Origin of the sequence: Exiguobacterium sp. U13-1 (assembly GCF_001750115.1) — a bacterium.
Classification (GTDB): domain Bacteria; phylum Bacillota; class Bacilli; order Exiguobacteriales; family Exiguobacteriaceae; genus Exiguobacterium_A; species Exiguobacterium_A acetylicum.
In genome coordinates, this window is sequence record NZ_CP015731.1 from 62,776 (window position 1) to 78,629 (window position 15,854).

Consider the following 15,854-nt stretch of genomic DNA (forward strand, 5'->3'; position numbering starts at 1 on the left):
GGATTACTGCTGCGCAGCAGCCCCACTGACGATCTCTGTGATTTCTTGCGTGATTGCAGCTTGTCGAGCTCGGTTGTAGACGAGAGTCAATCGACCGATCAAGTCATCTGCGTTATCTGTCGCACTTTGCATTGCTGTCATACGTGACGCATGTTCTGCTACTTTCGCGTCAAGAAGCGCACCGAAGATCAAGCTCTCCGCATAACGCGGGAGGAGTTCAGCAAGGATTTGTTCCTCGCTTGGCTCGTACTCATAAGTCGTCGAAGACGAAGCTTCGATTTCTCCGAGTGGGAGAAGCGTTTCGACTTTCACTTCTTGGCTGATGACAGATAAGAAGTGGTTGTAGCACAGCTTGAGCTCGTCGATTTCGCCGAGCGTGAACGCACTCACTGTGCGCTTCACGATTTCAGCGACGTCGACATACGAAGGAGAATCGTTCAAGCCTGTGATCGCATCCGTGACCGTAATTCCGCGTGAACGGAAGAACTGGACACCGACTTTACCGACCACGAAGAGAACGTAACTGTCCGCAGTATGCTTTTCTTTGATTTCCCGGTAGACTTCACGCAGCACGTTGGCGTTATATGCACCAGCTAAGCCGCGATCCGATGTGATGACGATATAGCCCGTCTTTTTGACGGGACGTTTCTCGAGCATCGGATGGCTCGCACCTGTCGTGCCATTCGCAATGGTTCCGAGTACCTCTTGCATTTTCAGCATGTAAGGTTGGAACTTCGCGCTATGTGCTTGAGCGCGGTTCAGTTTCGACGCCGAAACCATGTTCATCGCTTTCGTGATCTGTTTCGTACTTTTCGTCGAGTTGATCCGCGTTTGTATCTCGCGCAACGATGCCATTTCGATTCACCACCTTGTTAGTATCAAGAGCGTTCCGCCGGATTAAACCGTCGCTTGGAACGTTTTCTTAAATTCTGAGATTGCTGCTACGATCTCTTCGTCTGCTGGAAGGTTACCTGTCTTACGGATCTCATCGCAAAGTTGTTTGCGGTTTTGATCGAGCCAGAGGTTGAGTTCCTTTTCAAAACGACGAATATCCGTTACAGCAACATCATCAAGGTGACCACGAGTCAAGGCATAGATGATGATGACTTGCTTATCGACAGTAAGTGGTTGGTTCAAGTCTTGTTTCAAGACTTCAACTGTCCGCTCACCACGGTTAAGCTTCGACTGAGTCGCTTTATCAAGGTCAGATCCGAACTGTGCGAATGCTTCAAGCTCACGGTAAGATGCGAGGTCAAGACGGAGCGTACCCGCTACCTTCTTCATCGCTTTTACTTGAGCCGAACCACCTACACGCGATACCGAGAGACCCGGGTTGATCGCGGGACGGACACCTGAGAAGAAGAGATCCGATTGAAGGAAGATTTGACCATCCGTGATCGAGATAACGTTCGTCGGGATGTAAGCTGAGATATCCGACGCTTGTGTTTCGATGAACGGAAGGGCAGTCAAGCTACCTGCGCCAAGCTCGTCGTTCAACTTCGCCGCACGCTCAAGAAGGCGTGAGTGGAGGTAGAAGACATCCCCTGGGTAAGCTTCGCGGCCTGGTGGGCGTTTCAAGAGAAGTGAAAGCTCACGGTAAGCAGCTGCTTGTTTTGAAAGATCATCATAGATGACAAGAACGTGTTTGCCTTGGTCCATGAAGTGTTCACCCATCGCGACACCTGCGAATGGTGCGAGGTAAAGAAGTGGAGCTGGCTGTGAAGCCGCTGCCGAAACGACGATCGTGTAATCGAGTGCACCGTTTTTACGGAGCGTCTCGACGACGCCACGGACTGTTGATTCTTTTTGTCCGATTGCGACGTAGATACAGATCATGTTTTCTTCTTTTTGGTTGATGATCGTATCGATCGCGATAGACGTTTTACCCGTCTGACGGTCACCGATGATCAACTCACGCTGTCCACGACCGATTGGAACGAGGGCATCGATCGCCTTGATTCCTGTCTGAAGTGGTTCGTGTACCGATTTACGCGCCATGACGCCAGACGCCTTACGCTCGATCGGGTTGTAGTGTTCTGTTTCGATTGGACCAAGACCATCGATTGGCATACCGAGTGGGTTAACGACACGTCCGAGGAGTGCGTCTCCAGTTGGTACTTCCATGATGCGGCCCGTACGGCGAACAGAGTCGCCTTCTTTGATTTCAAGGTAGTCACCGAGGATGATGATACCGACGTTGCCTTCTTCTAAGTTTTGCGCCAAGCCCATTGTGCCGTTAGCGAATTCTACGAGCTCTCCCGACATGACGTTGTCGAGTCCGTGTGCACGAGCGATACCATCACCGATTTGGATGACCGTACCTGTCTCGTTCACTTCCATCGTAGAACCGTACTGCGCGATACGCGCTTTAAGCAGGGCGCTGATTTCTTCAGCTCTAATGCTCATGCGTTTCACCCCTATTTTCTTACGCTTTTAACAGCTCACGCTCAAGGCGCGTTAGTTTAGTTTCGATCGTTCCGTCATATGTCGTGTAACCGATTTGGACGCGAAGTCCTCCGATGACGCGCGTGTCGACGACGTTCTCGACTTCAAGCGTTTTACCTGATTTTTGGCCAAACGTCTCTTTCACTTTCGTGAGTTCCTCGTCCGACAATTTGTATGCACTCGTGACGATTGCCGTCGCGACATTGCGGTGTTCATTCAACAATGCAATGAAGTGTTCCGGTAATGTAACGATCTCTGCCGCCCGGTCGTTTTCGACCATGACAAGCAATGTGTTCAAGACGATCGTGTTGAAGCCAGTGAAGCTTGTTTGAAGAACTTGCTTGAGCTCTTCAGCAGAAATCGATGGGTTATCTAAAACCGAAGCGAGCTCTGGTGTTGCGTGGAGCACTTCGCCGAGCGTCCGCACATCAGCTTCTGCTTGCTCGAGCACATGGTGCTCAAGCGCAAGATCGAAGAGCGCTTTTGCGTAGCGTCCCGCTACGTGATCACGCATTAGTTCGTGCCCTTAGTATCAGCAAGGAATTGATCGACGAGTGCTTTTTGAGCGGCTTCGTCTGTCGCAAGCTGTGTTTTCATGACGTGGCGTGCTGCAGCGATTGCTTGAAGAGCGACATCGTTCTTCAAAGCAGCTTGTGCTTCAGCGCGTTCACGTTCGATCGCACGGCGAGCTTCTTCCTTACTCATTTCGGATTCAAGACGTGCCTGCTCCATCGCACGTGCTTGCTCTGCTTCTGCCTGACGGCGTGATGCTTCTAAAAGATCGCGTGCTTCCGTACGCGCCTTGTTTAATTCTTCGCGTTGTTGTTCTACGTAGACTTCAGCGTCTTTACGGCTCTTTTCAGCCGAGTTGATCTCGCTAGCCACATGCTCTTCCCGCGCTTTCATCATGTTGACGAGCGGGCCCCATGCGAATTTCTTCAAGAGGATGAGGAGCAAGAGGAAAACGACGATCGTGACGATCATGTTGGCTAGTAAGAGTTGGTTGCCTTCGCCGCCAGCCTCTGCCGCAAGATACGTTAGATTCATTCGATTACACTCCCCTCGTGGTTGGTTCAACTTCAATATCTACATAAGGGAGCCTAAGCTCCCGTGACGGTTCACTCAAACGTTGAACGAATAGCGCCCTATGTAGTCCGTTCTCGTTAATCGTGGATTAAGAGTTGAGAAGAAGGAAACCGACCGCTACACCGATGATTGGAAGTGCCTCGACGAGACCGATACCGATGAACATTGTTTGACGAAGTTCGTTTTTGAGTTCTGGCTGACGTGCTTGACCTAATACTGTACCGTTTACGATAAGACCGTTACCGATACCTGCGCCGAGTGCGCCGAGTCCGATGATGATCGCTGTTGCAATAAGATTCATGATAAATTGCCTCCCTAGAGTATGTTCATTGATTTGTCGTGCTGTTATCGGAAAAGCGGATGCTTTACCTTCGAATTAATGGTCGTGCGCTGCCTTATGTCCGATGTAAACCATCGTCAAGATAAGGAAGATGTACGCTTGGATACCACCGATGAAGAGTGAGAATCCTTGCCAGATCAACATCGGGATACCCGAGATGATCGCGCCGATTGGTCCGAGGAACTGGAAATCGTTCGTACCAGAGACGATACCGATCGAAAGAATGATTCCGATCATGATTTCACCAGCGAAGATGTTTCCGTAAAGACGAAGACCGAGCGTCAACGTGTTTGCAAACTCCTCGATGATGGTAATGATAAACATCGGCGTCATGAATGTTTTCGCATAAGCGCCGAAGCCTCGCATCTTCACACCGTAGTAATGACTTAAGACTACTACGAGAGATGAAAGTGCCAGTGTCACGTAAGGATCTGCAGTTGGTGAGTTGAACCAAATGTAGTGTCCCGTCACGACGTTGAATGGGAGACCCATGATGTTGGACACAAGGATGAACAGGAATAATGTCATTCCGAACGTAAGGAAGCGACCCCCTGTTTTCCAGTCCATCGTGCTGCTGATGATTCCGCGAACGAATTCAAGGAACATCTCCATCACGTTTTGAGCACCGGTTGGCTTCATCACAAGACGTCGCGTACCGGCCACGGCAATCAAGAAGACGAGAGCAGCAGCAATCAATACTGTGATCAAGTTCGTCCAGCTACCGTACAGAACGAAGTCACCCCAGAGTGGGATTTCGTAAAGTGGCATTTCGTGGTTCATTTGACTATTCACCTCTTTTCCCGCTTGAGTTCGTGAGTCAAGAACTCACAAAATTGTATGACGTGGCCGGCGAGAAGGCCTATTACCACCGCAGTTAATGACAATTCAGTTTGATATTTCAAACCGATCATCACACAAAGTACCGCGACCGCCATGCGTGAAACGGTCCCTCGAGACACTGGCTTACGCCCCGTCTCGATTACACGATACATCCGATCGACGCTGAGTCGTTGAAGCGTCAAGATCAGAAAGCTGCCAGTTCCACCAAGTGCTAGTCCATAGATGACTGGATCACTCGGGCGTCCGATGAGCAGCAGGACAGCCAGGATTCCGTAAAAGAGTCCAAACCATCGTAAGTACGCACGATACAACGCATCTTGAAGGATGATGTTCATGTCTTCTCCCCTAACAAGTGCCTGATCATGGCGATCATGCAAAGAATGCCGATGAAAATCCCGATGAACACGGCGAACGTCGCACCCATTTTTTCCCACCATTGTTGTTGTTCCCCATAGTTCCCAATCAAAAAGCCAATGACGATCGGTGCAGCCAGTGCCGTCGAAATTTGCGAGGCCATGACCATACTCTTCGCGAGCCCACTTTGGCGCACTAGAGACGACCCCCTTTTTTCCCAATTGTGAGTTCTTTTTCTTTCCCACAATTTGCGGATTTTCATACTAGTCAAGAATACAATGAAGCAGCTTTCATAGTCAAATGAATTCACAATAAAAACAGAGCCGAAAAACCTATACATATCAACGATTGATAAGGTTTTCACAGATGTCATCCGTGCAAGTCATTTCACGAAGATGTGAAGAAAATATGTAGTACTATCAACGGTTAAAGAGATTGTTCATATGGTGAACAAAACCGTTGAATAGTAACGTTATATCGTGCCCGTTCAACCGAAACAAGACCTCTAAAATTGATTTGTGTCGATTTTGTGAAAAAACATTTTTTGTTCACAATTGAAAACGCTTCCGAATCGGGACATAAAAACAGCTCTGACATCTGTTTGTAACAATACATTTCAACGATTTCCATTTTTTCAATCGTGCGGTACGTCACAGCTTAAATCGTCATCGTTTCCTTTCCAGTTTCAAGGTCATCTGGTTTTACATTTTCTAAACAAATGGGCTGATTTTAGTGGAAATGGTAAGATTTAAAGATATTATTCCTGTAAACTAAAATCTTTTGCCGTCATAGATGTACTAAAACAAAAAAGAATCGCTTATTTCACGCGACTCCTACAGGAAAAAGCACAAGTCTTTGTGCTGTCAGAGACAAGTGAGACCCGACTCCTCGTCTAAGGACGATGAGACGCGGCTCACGTCTCGCCTGAGGAAAGCAAGTGAATGTAAGCGATTCGGAGGGTGATCGTCGTTTCTTATTGTGTGAGTAAGGGTGCCGGAGCTTCCCCTTGACCGAAGTGATGCAGGATTGCTTGAACGATGCGTTCAGACGCATGACCATCGCCATACGGGTTCGAGGCATGCGCCATCTCTTGATAAAGTGTTTCGTTCGTCAAAAGTTCCGTTGCCATCTGATAAATCGTCTCTTCTTCTGTACCGGCAAGCTTCAACGTTCCGGCAGCAATCCCTTCTGGACGCTCCGTCGTGTCGCGTAAGACAAGCACAGGTACACCAAGTGATGGCGCTTCTTCCTGTACGCCACCTGAATCAGTCAAGATTAAATGGGCACGGCTCGCGAAGTTGTGGAAGTCGAACACGTCGAGCGGAGCAATCAACGAAATCCGGTCATGCCCCTCAAAGACCGTCTTCGCTGCTTCTTGAACGACCGGATTGAGGTGGACCGGATAGACGACATGCGTATCCGGGAACGCATCGACGAGGCGACGAATCGCTCGGAACATCTGATGCATCTTCTCCCCTTGGTTCTCACGACGATGTGCCGTCATCAAGATCAACTTCCGGTCCCCGACCGTCTCGAGCATCGGATGGACGTAATCGGATTGGACGGTCGTCTGCAGAGCATCGATCGCCGTATTCCCCGTGATGTAGACACCAGTGTGACGATTTTCGGATGCGAGATTCGCTGCAGCTTGCGCTGTCGGAGCGAAATGTAAGTCCGCAAGCGTCGACGTCAACTGACGATTGACCTCTTCCGGGAACGGCGAGTATTTATTGTATGTCCGCAGTCCCGCCTCGACGTGACCGACCGCGATCTGATTGTAATAGGCAGCAAGGCTTCCGACAAATGTCGTCGTCGTGTCGCCATGGACGAGGACGAGATCCGGCTTGATTTCCTTCATGATCGCATCGAGTCCTTCAAGACCACGCGTCGTAATATCGACGAGTGTCTGACGTTGCTTCATGATATTCAAGTCGTGATCCGGTTCAATCTCGAACAAATCAAGCACTTGATCGAGCATTTCACGGTGCTGGGCAGTAATCGTAACATGAACATCAAAAGCAGGGTGTTGCTTCAGGGCATTGACGAGCGGTGCCATCTTGATAGCTTCCGGTCGTGTCCCGAAAATCGGCATGACTGTAATCGGCATGGTGACTTCCTCCTTTTTTCCTTTTTTCATTAAAGCATACTTCAGCAGTCTTGCGCAGTTTACGAAATAGCAACGAAAAGACCGCAGATCATCGTCTGCGGTCTTGTTGTGTATCTTACTGTTTTTACTTCGTTCCGAAGAGACGGTCTCCTGCATCACCGAGTCCTGGGACGATATATCCGTGGTCATCCAACTTCTCGTCGAGTGCCGCGAGATAGATGTCGACGTCCGGGTGTTCTTCTTGAACGCGTTTGACGCCTTCAGGTGCTGCACAGAGACATGCGAGCTTGATGCTCTTTGCCCCTTGTTTCTTCAGTGAGGAGATGGCGTCTGCCGCCGAACCACCTGTCGCAAGCATCGGGTCAACGACGACGAAATCACGTTCTGCGACGTCTGTCGGAAGCTTGAGGTAGTATTCCGTTGGCTCGAGTGTCTCCGGGTCACGGTACAAACCGATGTGACCGACTTTGACGTTCGGCATCATGCGGAGCATGCCGTCGACCATACCGAGACCGGCGCGGAGAATCGGGACGATCCCGAGTTTCTTGCCTTCGATCATCTTTTGCGTCGTCTTCGTGACCGGTGTCTCGATCGCGACATCTGTGAGTGGAAGGTCACGTGTGATTTCATATGCCATCAATGAAGCCACCTCGTCGACAAGTTCCCGGAATTGTTTCGTTCCTGTTTCGACTTTACGCATGATCGTCATCTTGTGCTGAATCAATGGGTGATCAAATACATGTACTTTACTCATTGTTTGCATCTCCTCTCCATTCTCTTTTCGCATTGTACTCTAAAAACGTACTGCTTGGGAACTGTTTTTTCGTCAGTTCCCGAGCGTACTCTTCCCTGATAGAATTGCTTTTGCGGCGTAAGACCATTCATTGTCCGGTTGTTTCGCGAGTTCTTGCAAGGTCGCACGATAATCACCTTTTTTATATTTTTGTTCATAGACCGCTTGCATCCAGAGGACGTCACTCATGTATCCGGACTTCGGGAAATCTTTCCGATAGGCAATATAATCCGCCTGTGTCGTCTGCTTGAGCTTTCCGGCAGCGATCAACTTATAGAAGCGTGCCATACCTGCTGTCTCTTTGTTCGTCAAGACGGATCCGGTCAAGACACTGTCTGCTCGTTTGTAGTCTTTCGCCTGAACAGCAGCAACCCCTTGCTCGAGCGCGTCTTTCGCAGACACTTTTGGCTCCTGCGTTTCCGTTTTTGTTTCCTTCTTCTCTGGCTTGATCGCTTTCGCCTTCTCTTGCTCACTTGCCAACTGTTCGTTTTTTTCTTTTAACTGTTCGACTTCCGTTTGCAGCGTTGCGAGTTGTTGCTCGACCTCTGTTTGTTTCGTTGCGACTGGTGTTGCGGGTTCGCTATCCAACTGTGTCCAGACGAGAACGAGAGAGATGACAGCAACGGCTCCACCAATCCACCATGGATTCAGTTTTCCGAGTCGCTTCCAGTCTTTCAATTGCGGATGATTCTGAACCGTCATGGGGAAGGATACCAATCGCTTCTGGGCAAGACGCTTCCCACCTGCTTTTCCTGCGATCGCCAGGCGATAACGATAGACTTCTGCTGGCATCGGTAAGGTCTTCCACTGTTCAAAACGAGCATCTGCCTGTTCATAAAATCCTGCCTGTTGCATGATGACGATTGCTTTGAAATCTTCGAGCATCCGGTGATATTCCCGGCGCTCGTGACTTTTATGAGTGAACCATTCTGTCAGGCGTTCCGTTTGAATGGCTTGAAGTTCTGATTGGATCAAGGTTGATAAGTTCACATTTATTTCCACCTTTATCTTTTTTTACTACGGTTAAGTATAGCAAAGATAACGCTTCCGCAAATGGTTCGTTTCCCCTATCTTCTTGACGAAGCATTGAAAAAACCTCTTGTTTTCGTACGTCAGTGTACGAAAACAAGAGGATGAATCGTTTAACGATGAGAATAGGATCGGAATACTTTTGTTTCCGTGATGCGTCCGTCTTCAATCCGCCAAATCCGGTCACAGACGTCAAGCATCCGTTCGTCATGCGTGATGACGATGACGGTCTTGTTAGAAAAATGCGCTTGTTGTTGCAACAGCTCCATCACCCGGCGACCATTCGGATAATCGAGACTTGCCGTCGGTTCATCCGCGAGTACAAGCCGTGGTTCATTGACGAAGGCCCGGGCAATCGCGACACGTTGTCGTTCGCCACCTGATAAGGCGTGCGGCAAATGGTCTTTCCGGTGCTCGAGTCCGAACACCGCGAGCGCCGATGTCACGTCAACGGTTCGCCCCGCTTCCTGCGCGACCAGCTCCAGTTGCTCTCCTGCTGTCAAAAATGGTACGAGATGCGATTCTTGAAAGATGAACCCGACTTCTTCGAGACGCAAACGACGACGTTCTTCGTCCGTTGCTTCACTGACGCACGTATCATCAAAGTAGACGGCACCGTTCGTTGGTGTCTGTAACAATCCAAGCAGCTGGAGTAATGTACTTTTCCCACTACCGCTCGGTCCGACGAGGGCAATCAACTCACCCGCTTCTGCCTGTAAGTTGATGTCATGCAGAACCGTCATCTCACCATAACTTTGCTCAATCTGATTTAATCGAATCATCCGTTCATTCCTCCCATCGCATCTGCCGCTTCGAGTTTCTTGACCATCCGTAACGGAACGAGCGCACCGAAGATTGCCGTTACGAGTAAAATGCCGCCGTACATCAGACTGGTCGACCATTCAAAACGGAATGGAAGATCCGCCGGTAAGAAACGACTTGTTAAATAGGTGATGGCGACGCTGACAGCAAAGGCGAGGCTCGTCAAGAGGATGACTTGTACGAGTAGACTCGCACCCATCGTCCGGGTCCGGATGCCGATTGCCTTCAAGACACCGAGCTGTTTCATCTTCTGCATCGTCAAGATATAGAAGAAGGCAGTCAGAATCAATGCCCCGATGACAACGAGTGCGACCCGCATCATCTGGAAGGAGTTTTGCTCCGCTGCATAGCCTGGTACGTTCTCAACGACTGCTTGTTTTGAGAAGACGACTTGATCCGTTTGCAACGACTGACCGATATACGCTGAGACGTATGATGCCCCCATCTTCGATTGCCATGCTTGCCAAGATTCATCCGTCATCCAGAGGACAGGTGCGTGACTATAACGTCCGTCCGTTACTGTACCGGCAATCCGGAACGTCTCTTTCGTCCGAAAATCCTTGATCGTATCGCCGACACGGGTTCCGCGTTGCTCTGCATACGCAGCATCGACGAGAACTTCACCTTTTTGCAACGATTGCAGCTGTTTTGGACCATAGTTCGTCGTCTGTGGTAACGCAAAGACCGTCACATCATCCTTCGTTCCATTCTTCTTCTCAAGCACCATGTTCTGGACACCGAGTGCTTCCGCGCCCTTTGGTGTCTCATCCGCCTGTAAGAACGAACGGGTCAGCTGCCCTTCCGCATCTTTACTCAGTGCAAACTGTTCGACCGGTAGATTACGGACGGCAGCCCCATTGTCGTAGGCCAGCCCGTCCGCAAGACCGGTGATCATCAAAATCAATAAGACGATCAACATCGTCACGATCGTCATCCAACTGAATCGTCCTTTCATCCGGACGAGTTCTTTCCACCCTAGTTTCATTGCGTGATCCCTCCTGTATGTTCGCTACAGGATTGATGATACGACTGCAATATGAACGGAACATGAACGCACGCGTCAAATGCGTAAAAAAGTCAATGTCACAGTCAGACCGGATGAATCAGACGACAAGTTCGCGTCCCCACCAAGTTGGCGCATCGTCTCTTTAACGATCGCAAGCCCGAGTCCCGTCCCGCGCGACGTTCGGGATGCATCGCCTTGATAAAAGCGTTCAAAGGCATGTTCCATCTGTTGTTCGGTCATACCTGGTCCTTCGTCCTTGATTCGGACGATGACCTGATTCACTTGTTCTTCCGCTTGAATATGAATCGTCGCTCCTTCGGCTGAGACTGAGACGGCGTTTCGAATGACATTTTGGAAGACATGTTCGAGCGCACTGGCATCTGCTTGAATCTGTAGTGCTGGCGATACACCGAGTGCGACAGCGATGCCTTGCTCATCCAGCTGAAAGGCAAGTGTTGTGAGTGTCGTCTCTAGACTCGTTCGTAGATCAAGTAATTGTCGCTTGAAGCGCCGTCCTTCATCGAGCTTCGCTAAGATCAATAATTGACGCGTCAGCTCCGACATTCGCGCTGCCTCTTGTTGAATGATCGTCCGTTTCGCTTCATCCTCGCTTGCGACATGTAATTGTCCAGCGTACCCTGAGATCGTCGTCAGCGGCGACTGAAATTCATGCGAGACGTTTGCAACGAACCGGCGTCGTTCCGTATCAGACGCTTCGACTGCCGTTGCCATCTCGTCAAAGCGTCGGGACAGTTCTCCAATCTCATCGCGTGCCTTCGTTCCGACGCGGATTCCGTAGTCACCGTCCGCCATCTGTTCCGTCGCTTTTGTCAGGCGCCGGATCGGACGCACGAGATACCGGATTGAGAAGACGAGCAAGAGAAAGCTGATCACGACAAGCAGTCCGAGGAACAGACCAACAAACAGGTGCAACTCACGGATCTGCCGACTTAAGTCCGGACGGACGAAGATCGCGTCCGTTCCTTGCGATGTTTTGACTGATGTGCCGTACGTATTGATGACCTCGTTATCGAACAGACCGAGCAGGAACAGATGGAACGGATACTCGCGCATCCCGTAATACGGGTGACCGTCCTTCACTTGCTCGATGACTTGACTCGAAAGCGTTTCATTGCGAAATGTGTTTCCGTAACGCTCGATTCCGTCATCTGTTTGTACATATAGTTGAAAGCCAGTTGCTTGTAACATCCGGTAAAACGATTCCGTCTTTCCGTCACCGTGCGTCTCATAATAATCGATCGCTGTCTCGACCGCTTCCTCGACTTTTTGGCTATAGCTGTCCTGCCAGAACGAATAGTAGGCGATGTTACTGATTAAAAGAGCAAGCAGGGCGGACACGAGTAAGACGACACAGACGAGTCCGACAATCTTTGTATAGAGGCTCCTCATGCTTCGACCTCCAACCGGTACCCGAGTCCGCGAACGGTCTCGATCTTCACCTGATTCGTCTCCTTTAAGCGTCCACGAAGTCGTTTGATGTGAACATCAATCGTCCGATCGTCTCCCATGAAATCAAGTCCCCAGACGTGTTCGATCAATTCTTCGCGGCTGAAGACCCGTCCCGGAAAACTTGCCAGCTGATGTAATAATTCGAACTCGCGCCGCGGGAGTGTCCACTCGGTCGACTGGATCGTCACGAGCTGACTGCGTTTATCAATCGTGACATCCCCGAGATGTAGGACGGGTTGCGCCGCTTTTTGATAGCGCCGAGCCACGGCGTGAAGCCGAAACACTAATTCTTCCGGATCGAACGGCTTTGTGATGTAATCATCAGCACCTGCTGCAAAACCATCTCGCTTATCCGTTAGTTCACCGAGCGCCGTCAGCATCAAGATCGGGATGTCCCCGTTTTGCCGTAATCGCTCACACAGGACGAGACCGGTCTGCCCGGGGAGCAAGACGTCGAGCACGGCTGCTTCAAACGTCATCGTCTCGATCCAAGCGAGCGCTTCGTTTCCGTCTGCTGTCGCTCGGACGGAATGTCCATCGGCTTGTAACGTTGAACAGACGAGTGCTTGAATATGTGGATCATCTTCAACGACTAGAATATACATCGTACGCCTCCTTTTTTAGACAAACAAAAATCCCCTTCCCCTTCTCATAACGAAAAGGACGAAGGGGATGACGGTCACCCGCGCTCTGGGTAGAGTGGGAAACGACCTGTCAAAGCAACGACACGCTCGCGTGCTTGTGCGAGAACGTCTGCTTCTTCTGGATGGTTCAAGACGAGTTCGATCAACTCGGCGATTTCTTTCATCTCGGCTTCCTTGAAGCCACGTGATGTCATCGCTGCCGTTCCAATCCGGATACCACTCGTGACGAACGGGCTCGCTGGATCGAACGGAATCGTGTTCTTGTTGACCGTGATGCCAGCTTCGTCAAGTGCATGCTCTGCGAGTTTCCCTGTGATACCGAGCGGTTGTAAGTCGACGAGGAGCAAGTGATTGTCCGTTCCGCCTGAGACGATCCGGAGTCCACGCTTCGTCAATTCCTCACCGAGGACTTTTGCGTTCGTGACGACTTGACCGATGTAGTCCTTGAACTCTGGTGCAAGAGCTTCACCGAACGCGACAGCTTTCGCGGCGATGACATGCATGAGTGGACCACCTTGGATGCCTGGGAAAATGGCTTTATCGATTGCTTTCGCATGCTCTTCTTTACAGAGGATCATCCCACCACGTGGACCACGCAACGTCTTATGCGTCGTCGTCGTGACGAAGTGTGCATGCTCGACTGGGTTCGGGTGCTGACCTGCTGCGACAAGTCCAGCGATGTGTGCCATGTCGACCATCAAGTAAGCACCGACGCTGTCTGCGATTTCACGGAAACGTTTGAAGTCGATGACACGCGGATACGCCGATGCGCCCGCGACGATTAATTTTGGTTTATGCTCTTCTGCTAATTTCGCGACGACATCGTAATCAATCATCTCTGTCTCTTGATCGACACCGTATTCCACGAAGTTGTACTGGACACCGGAGAAATTGACGGGGCTACCGTGCGTCAGATGGCCACCGTGCGAGAGGTTCATCCCGAGGACCGTATCGCCCTGCTCGAGAATCGTGAAGTAAACCGCCATGTTCGCTTGTGCACCCGAGTGTGGTTGCACGTTCGCGTGCTCCGCACCGAAGATTTCCTTCGCGCGGTCGCGTGCTAAATTCTCAGCGAGATCGACATACTCACAGCCACCATAATAACGACGACCTGGGTAACCTTCTGCGTACTTGTTCGTCAAGACACTGCCTTGTGCTTCCATGACAGCTTGCGAGACGAAGTTCTCGGATGCGATCAATTCGATGTTATCCCGTTGACGACCTAGTTCCTGGCGCATTGCCGAAAAGAGTGCCTCATCTTGTTGTTTCAGATACGTAAGCGGTGTTTGTTCCATCTGAATTCCCCCATTTCATTTCGATAGACCTATCTTAACACGAATGTTTCGTTCCCGGCATCCCTAAAAACAACATCAAAAAAGCAAGGGGTGCGCAACCCCTTGCATCAATCATTCGTATTTAGCACGTGCCCCACCGATTAATTTCGGTCGTGTCACGGCTGCCGTTACGTGTGCCTCACCGATTTCCTTGTGCGGCAAGCGCACAGGAATCGCAACAGCTTTCAAGTGCATGCCGATGAACGTATCGCCGATATCGATTCCGGCGTCTGCCTGAATCGCTTCGACGACGACCGGTGCCGAGAAGCGTTGATACGCAGCACTCGCCATCGATCCACCTGCTTCCGGAACGGGAACGACCGTTACTGGATCAAGTCCGAGTCGTTCTGCCGTTTGCCGCTCAAGTGTCAATGCTCGGTTGATGTGCTCACAGCCTTGGAAGGCAAGATCGACTTGATGCGACCGACGAAAGGCATCGAAGACATCGAACAAGGCGTCCGCGACTTCCGGTGAACCAGCTTTGCCGATTTGTTTACCGATGACCTCACTCGTCGAACAGCCGATCACGAGCAATTTTCCTTTTAAGGAAAATCGTTCATCCAGAGCGTTCAGTGCTTCTTCTAAATCGTGCTGGATGCGTGTCAAGTCCATTACTTCACCTCATAATCTGAGATTTTGCAAACGCGGTTCTCATGACGCCCGCCTTCGAATTCCGTTTCAAGCCAAAGTTGTGCGATCTCACGAGCCAGTCCTGGACCGATGACGCGTTCGCCCATCGTCAAGATGTTCGAATCGTTGTGCTGACGCGTCGCTTTCGCACTGAACGTATCATGGACGAGTGCTGCTCGGATGCCCTTGACCTTGTTCGCTGCGATTCCGATCCCGATGCCTGTTCCACAAATCAAGATACCACGATCAAACTCTCCGTTCGCGACTGCCTCAGCGACTGGAATCGCGACATCCGGATAATCGATCGAGTCGGCTGAATGCGTACCGAAGTCCGTATAGTCGATGCCGAGCTCTTGTAAGAGGTCGTTGATTTCTGCCTTTAACTTAAAACCGCCATGATCCGCGCCGATTGCTACTTTCATCTTTACTATTCCCCCGTTTGTTTAGGTTGTTTTTTCGGAAGTTTCCGTGTATCCGGAGCTTTTCTTCCGTTTCCGTTCTGCGTCAATTTTAACACAAGACGGTTGACGAGGGGTTCGAGTTCATTGCGTACTTGACGATAGACATTCATCGATCCGCCGTACGGGTCGTTGATATCCCGTTCAAGCCCTGTCACGTATTCATATAAGGTGAACGTCCGTTCCTTCAGTTCCGGATACCGTTCACCGACTTCCTGCTTGTGCTGACGCGTCATTGTCAAGATGATGTCAGACCAACGTCCGAGTACATCATCAAAGACTTGCGTATAGTGCTCGAGTTCGATACCGCGCTCACGTAACACTTGTAAGGCGTTCTCGGACGCATCAAATCCTTGCATCGAACGTAGTCCTGCTGAACGGACGTCGAATTCCTGATCAGCGACCTTAGAGCGTAGTAACGCCATCGCCATCGGGCTACGGCATGTATTTCCTGTACAGATGAATAAAACGCGACGTGTGCTCATCTCCGTATCCT

General features: G+C 50.4%; 19 protein-coding genes. All 19 read right to left on the bottom strand.

The annotated features are described in order from the left end of the window. Positions 1-3: 3 nt before the first annotated feature. Positions 4-855 carry an ATP synthase F1 subunit gamma gene (gene atpG / locus ESP131_RS00290; RefSeq protein ID WP_047394533.1) on the bottom strand — a complete coding sequence of 284 codons (852 nt, stop codon included), beginning with the start codon at positions 853-855 and terminating at the stop codon, positions 4-6. Positions 856-897: 42 nt separating this feature from the next. Further along, on the bottom strand, positions 898-2,406 hold the full coding sequence (gene atpA / locus ESP131_RS00295) for a F0F1 ATP synthase subunit alpha (protein ID WP_023469496.1): 1,509 nt from the start codon (positions 2,404-2,406) through the stop codon (positions 898-900). Between the two features lie 19 nt (positions 2,407-2,425). Next, on the bottom strand, positions 2,426-2,959 hold the full coding sequence (locus ESP131_RS00300) for a F0F1 ATP synthase subunit delta (RefSeq protein WP_029342740.1): 534 nt from the start codon (positions 2,957-2,959) through the stop codon (positions 2,426-2,428). Next, a complete protein-coding gene (gene atpF / locus ESP131_RS00305; RefSeq protein ID WP_023469498.1) occupies positions 2,959-3,492 on the bottom strand; it encodes a F0F1 ATP synthase subunit B in 534 nt (177 codons plus the stop codon). Before atpF ends, ESP131_RS00300 begins: the two co-directional genes overlap by 1 nt. 127 nt (positions 3,493-3,619) lie before the next feature. Next, entirely contained in the window at positions 3,620-3,832 is a 213-nt protein-coding gene (gene atpE, locus ESP131_RS00310) for a F0F1 ATP synthase subunit C (protein WP_023469499.1), read from the bottom strand. A 75-nt stretch (positions 3,833-3,907) separates the two neighbouring features. Next, on the bottom strand, positions 3,908-4,651 hold the full coding sequence (atpB, locus tag ESP131_RS00315) for a F0F1 ATP synthase subunit A (RefSeq protein WP_029342742.1): 744 nt from the start codon (positions 4,649-4,651) through the stop codon (positions 3,908-3,910). A gap of 8 nt (positions 4,652-4,659) precedes the next feature. After that, positions 4,660-5,046: an ATP synthase subunit I gene (locus ESP131_RS00320; protein ID WP_023469501.1), complete on the bottom strand. Its 387-nt coding sequence runs from the start codon at positions 5,044-5,046 to the stop codon at positions 4,660-4,662. Beyond that, on the bottom strand, positions 5,043-5,261 hold the full coding sequence (locus ESP131_RS00325; protein WP_069940036.1) for an AtpZ/AtpI family protein: 219 nt from the start codon (positions 5,259-5,261) through the stop codon (positions 5,043-5,045). Before ESP131_RS00325 ends, ESP131_RS00320 begins: the two co-directional genes overlap by 4 nt. A gap of 777 nt (positions 5,262-6,038) precedes the next feature. Further along, positions 6,039-7,172 carry a non-hydrolyzing UDP-N-acetylglucosamine 2-epimerase gene (gene wecB / locus ESP131_RS00330; RefSeq protein WP_069940037.1) on the bottom strand — a complete coding sequence of 378 codons (1,134 nt, stop codon included), beginning with the start codon at positions 7,170-7,172 and terminating at the stop codon, positions 6,039-6,041. A gap of 124 nt (positions 7,173-7,296) precedes the next feature. Then, on the bottom strand, positions 7,297-7,926 hold the full coding sequence (gene upp / locus ESP131_RS00335; protein ID WP_029342745.1) for a uracil phosphoribosyltransferase: 630 nt from the start codon (positions 7,924-7,926) through the stop codon (positions 7,297-7,299). Between the two features lie 72 nt (positions 7,927-7,998). Continuing rightward, complete coding sequence (locus ESP131_RS00340) at positions 7,999-8,955, bottom strand: tol-pal system YbgF family protein (RefSeq protein ID WP_069940038.1); 957 nt, start codon at positions 8,953-8,955, stop codon at positions 7,999-8,001. Between the two features lie 152 nt (positions 8,956-9,107). Then, positions 9,108-9,776, bottom strand: coding sequence for an ABC transporter ATP-binding protein (locus ESP131_RS00345; RefSeq protein WP_047394522.1), 669 nt, complete (start codon positions 9,774-9,776; stop codon positions 9,108-9,110). Next, positions 9,773-10,801, bottom strand: coding sequence for an ABC transporter permease (locus tag ESP131_RS00350; RefSeq protein WP_029342748.1), 1,029 nt, complete (start codon positions 10,799-10,801; stop codon positions 9,773-9,775). The genes ESP131_RS00345 and ESP131_RS00350 overlap by 4 nt, the downstream gene beginning before the upstream one ends. A 75-nt stretch (positions 10,802-10,876) precedes the next feature. Continuing rightward, positions 10,877-12,232 carry a HAMP domain-containing sensor histidine kinase gene (locus ESP131_RS00355; protein ID WP_069940039.1) on the bottom strand — a complete coding sequence of 452 codons (1,356 nt, stop codon included), beginning with the start codon at positions 12,230-12,232 and terminating at the stop codon, positions 10,877-10,879. Beyond that, positions 12,229-12,897: a response regulator transcription factor gene (locus tag ESP131_RS00360; RefSeq protein WP_029342750.1), complete on the bottom strand. Its 669-nt coding sequence runs from the start codon at positions 12,895-12,897 to the stop codon at positions 12,229-12,231. The genes ESP131_RS00355 and ESP131_RS00360 overlap by 4 nt, the downstream gene beginning before the upstream one ends. A gap of 74 nt (positions 12,898-12,971) precedes the next feature. Then, on the bottom strand, positions 12,972-14,231 hold the full coding sequence (glyA, locus tag ESP131_RS00365; RefSeq protein WP_029342751.1) for a serine hydroxymethyltransferase: 1,260 nt from the start codon (positions 14,229-14,231) through the stop codon (positions 12,972-12,974). A gap of 111 nt (positions 14,232-14,342) precedes the next feature. After that, a complete protein-coding gene (locus tag ESP131_RS00370) occupies positions 14,343-14,882 on the bottom strand; it encodes a TIGR01440 family protein (RefSeq protein ID WP_023469511.1) in 540 nt (179 codons plus the stop codon). Next, the gene (gene rpiB / locus ESP131_RS00375) at positions 14,882-15,322 is read right to left on the bottom strand and encodes a ribose 5-phosphate isomerase B (protein WP_029342752.1); all 441 of its coding nucleotides are present in this window, start codon (positions 15,320-15,322) and stop codon (positions 14,882-14,884) included. Before rpiB ends, ESP131_RS00370 begins: the two co-directional genes overlap by 1 nt. 5 nt (positions 15,323-15,327) lie before the next feature. Further along, positions 15,328-15,843 (bottom strand): low molecular weight protein arginine phosphatase, encoded by a 516-nt coding sequence (locus ESP131_RS00380; RefSeq protein WP_023469513.1) that lies wholly within the window; start codon positions 15,841-15,843, stop codon positions 15,328-15,330. Positions 15,844-15,854: the final 11 nt, after the last annotated feature.

Coding starts and splice junctions, on each gene's coding strand:
- atpG (WP_047394533.1), bottom strand. CDS start 855: ATGGCATCGTTGCGCGAGATACAAACGCGGATCAACTCGACGAAAAGT.
- atpA (WP_023469496.1), bottom strand. CDS start 2,406: ATGAGCATTAGAGCTGAAGAAATCAGCGCCCTGCTTAAAGCGCGTATC.
- ESP131_RS00300 (WP_029342740.1), bottom strand. CDS start 2,959: ATGCGTGATCACGTAGCGGGACGCTACGCAAAAGCGCTCTTCGATCTT.
- atpF (WP_023469498.1), bottom strand. CDS start 3,492: ATGAATCTAACGTATCTTGCGGCAGAGGCTGGCGGCGAAGGCAACCAA.
- atpE (WP_023469499.1), bottom strand. CDS start 3,832: ATGAATCTTATTGCAACAGCGATCATCATCGGACTCGGCGCACTCGGC.
- atpB (WP_029342742.1), bottom strand. CDS start 4,651: ATGAACCACGAAATGCCACTTTACGAAATCCCACTCTGGGGTGACTTC.
- ESP131_RS00320 (WP_023469501.1), bottom strand. CDS start 5,046: ATGAACATCATCCTTCAAGATGCGTTGTATCGTGCGTACTTACGATGG.
- wecB (WP_069940037.1), bottom strand. CDS start 7,172: ATGCCGATTACAGTCATGCCGATTTTCGGGACACGACCGGAAGCTATC.
- upp (WP_029342745.1), bottom strand. CDS start 7,926: ATGAGTAAAGTACATGTATTTGATCACCCATTGATTCAGCACAAGATG.
- ESP131_RS00345 (WP_047394522.1), bottom strand. CDS start 9,776: ATGATTCGATTAAATCAGATTGAGCAAAGTTATGGTGAGATGACGGTT.
- ESP131_RS00350 (WP_029342748.1), bottom strand. CDS start 10,801: ATGAAACTAGGGTGGAAAGAACTCGTCCGGATGAAAGGACGATTCAGT.
- ESP131_RS00355 (WP_069940039.1), bottom strand. CDS start 12,232: ATGAGGAGCCTCTATACAAAGATTGTCGGACTCGTCTGTGTCGTCTTA.
- ESP131_RS00360 (WP_029342750.1), bottom strand. CDS start 12,897: ATGTATATTCTAGTCGTTGAAGATGATCCACATATTCAAGCACTCGTC.
- glyA (WP_029342751.1), bottom strand. CDS start 14,231: ATGGAACAAACACCGCTTACGTATCTGAAACAACAAGATGAGGCACTC.
- ESP131_RS00370 (WP_023469511.1), bottom strand. CDS start 14,882: ATGGACTTGACACGCATCCAGCACGATTTAGAAGAAGCACTGAACGCT.
- rpiB (WP_029342752.1), bottom strand. CDS start 15,322: ATGAAAGTAGCAATCGGCGCGGATCATGGCGGTTTTAAGTTAAAGGCA.
- ESP131_RS00380 (WP_023469513.1), bottom strand. CDS start 15,843: ATGAGCACACGTCGCGTTTTATTCATCTGTACAGGAAATACATGCCGT.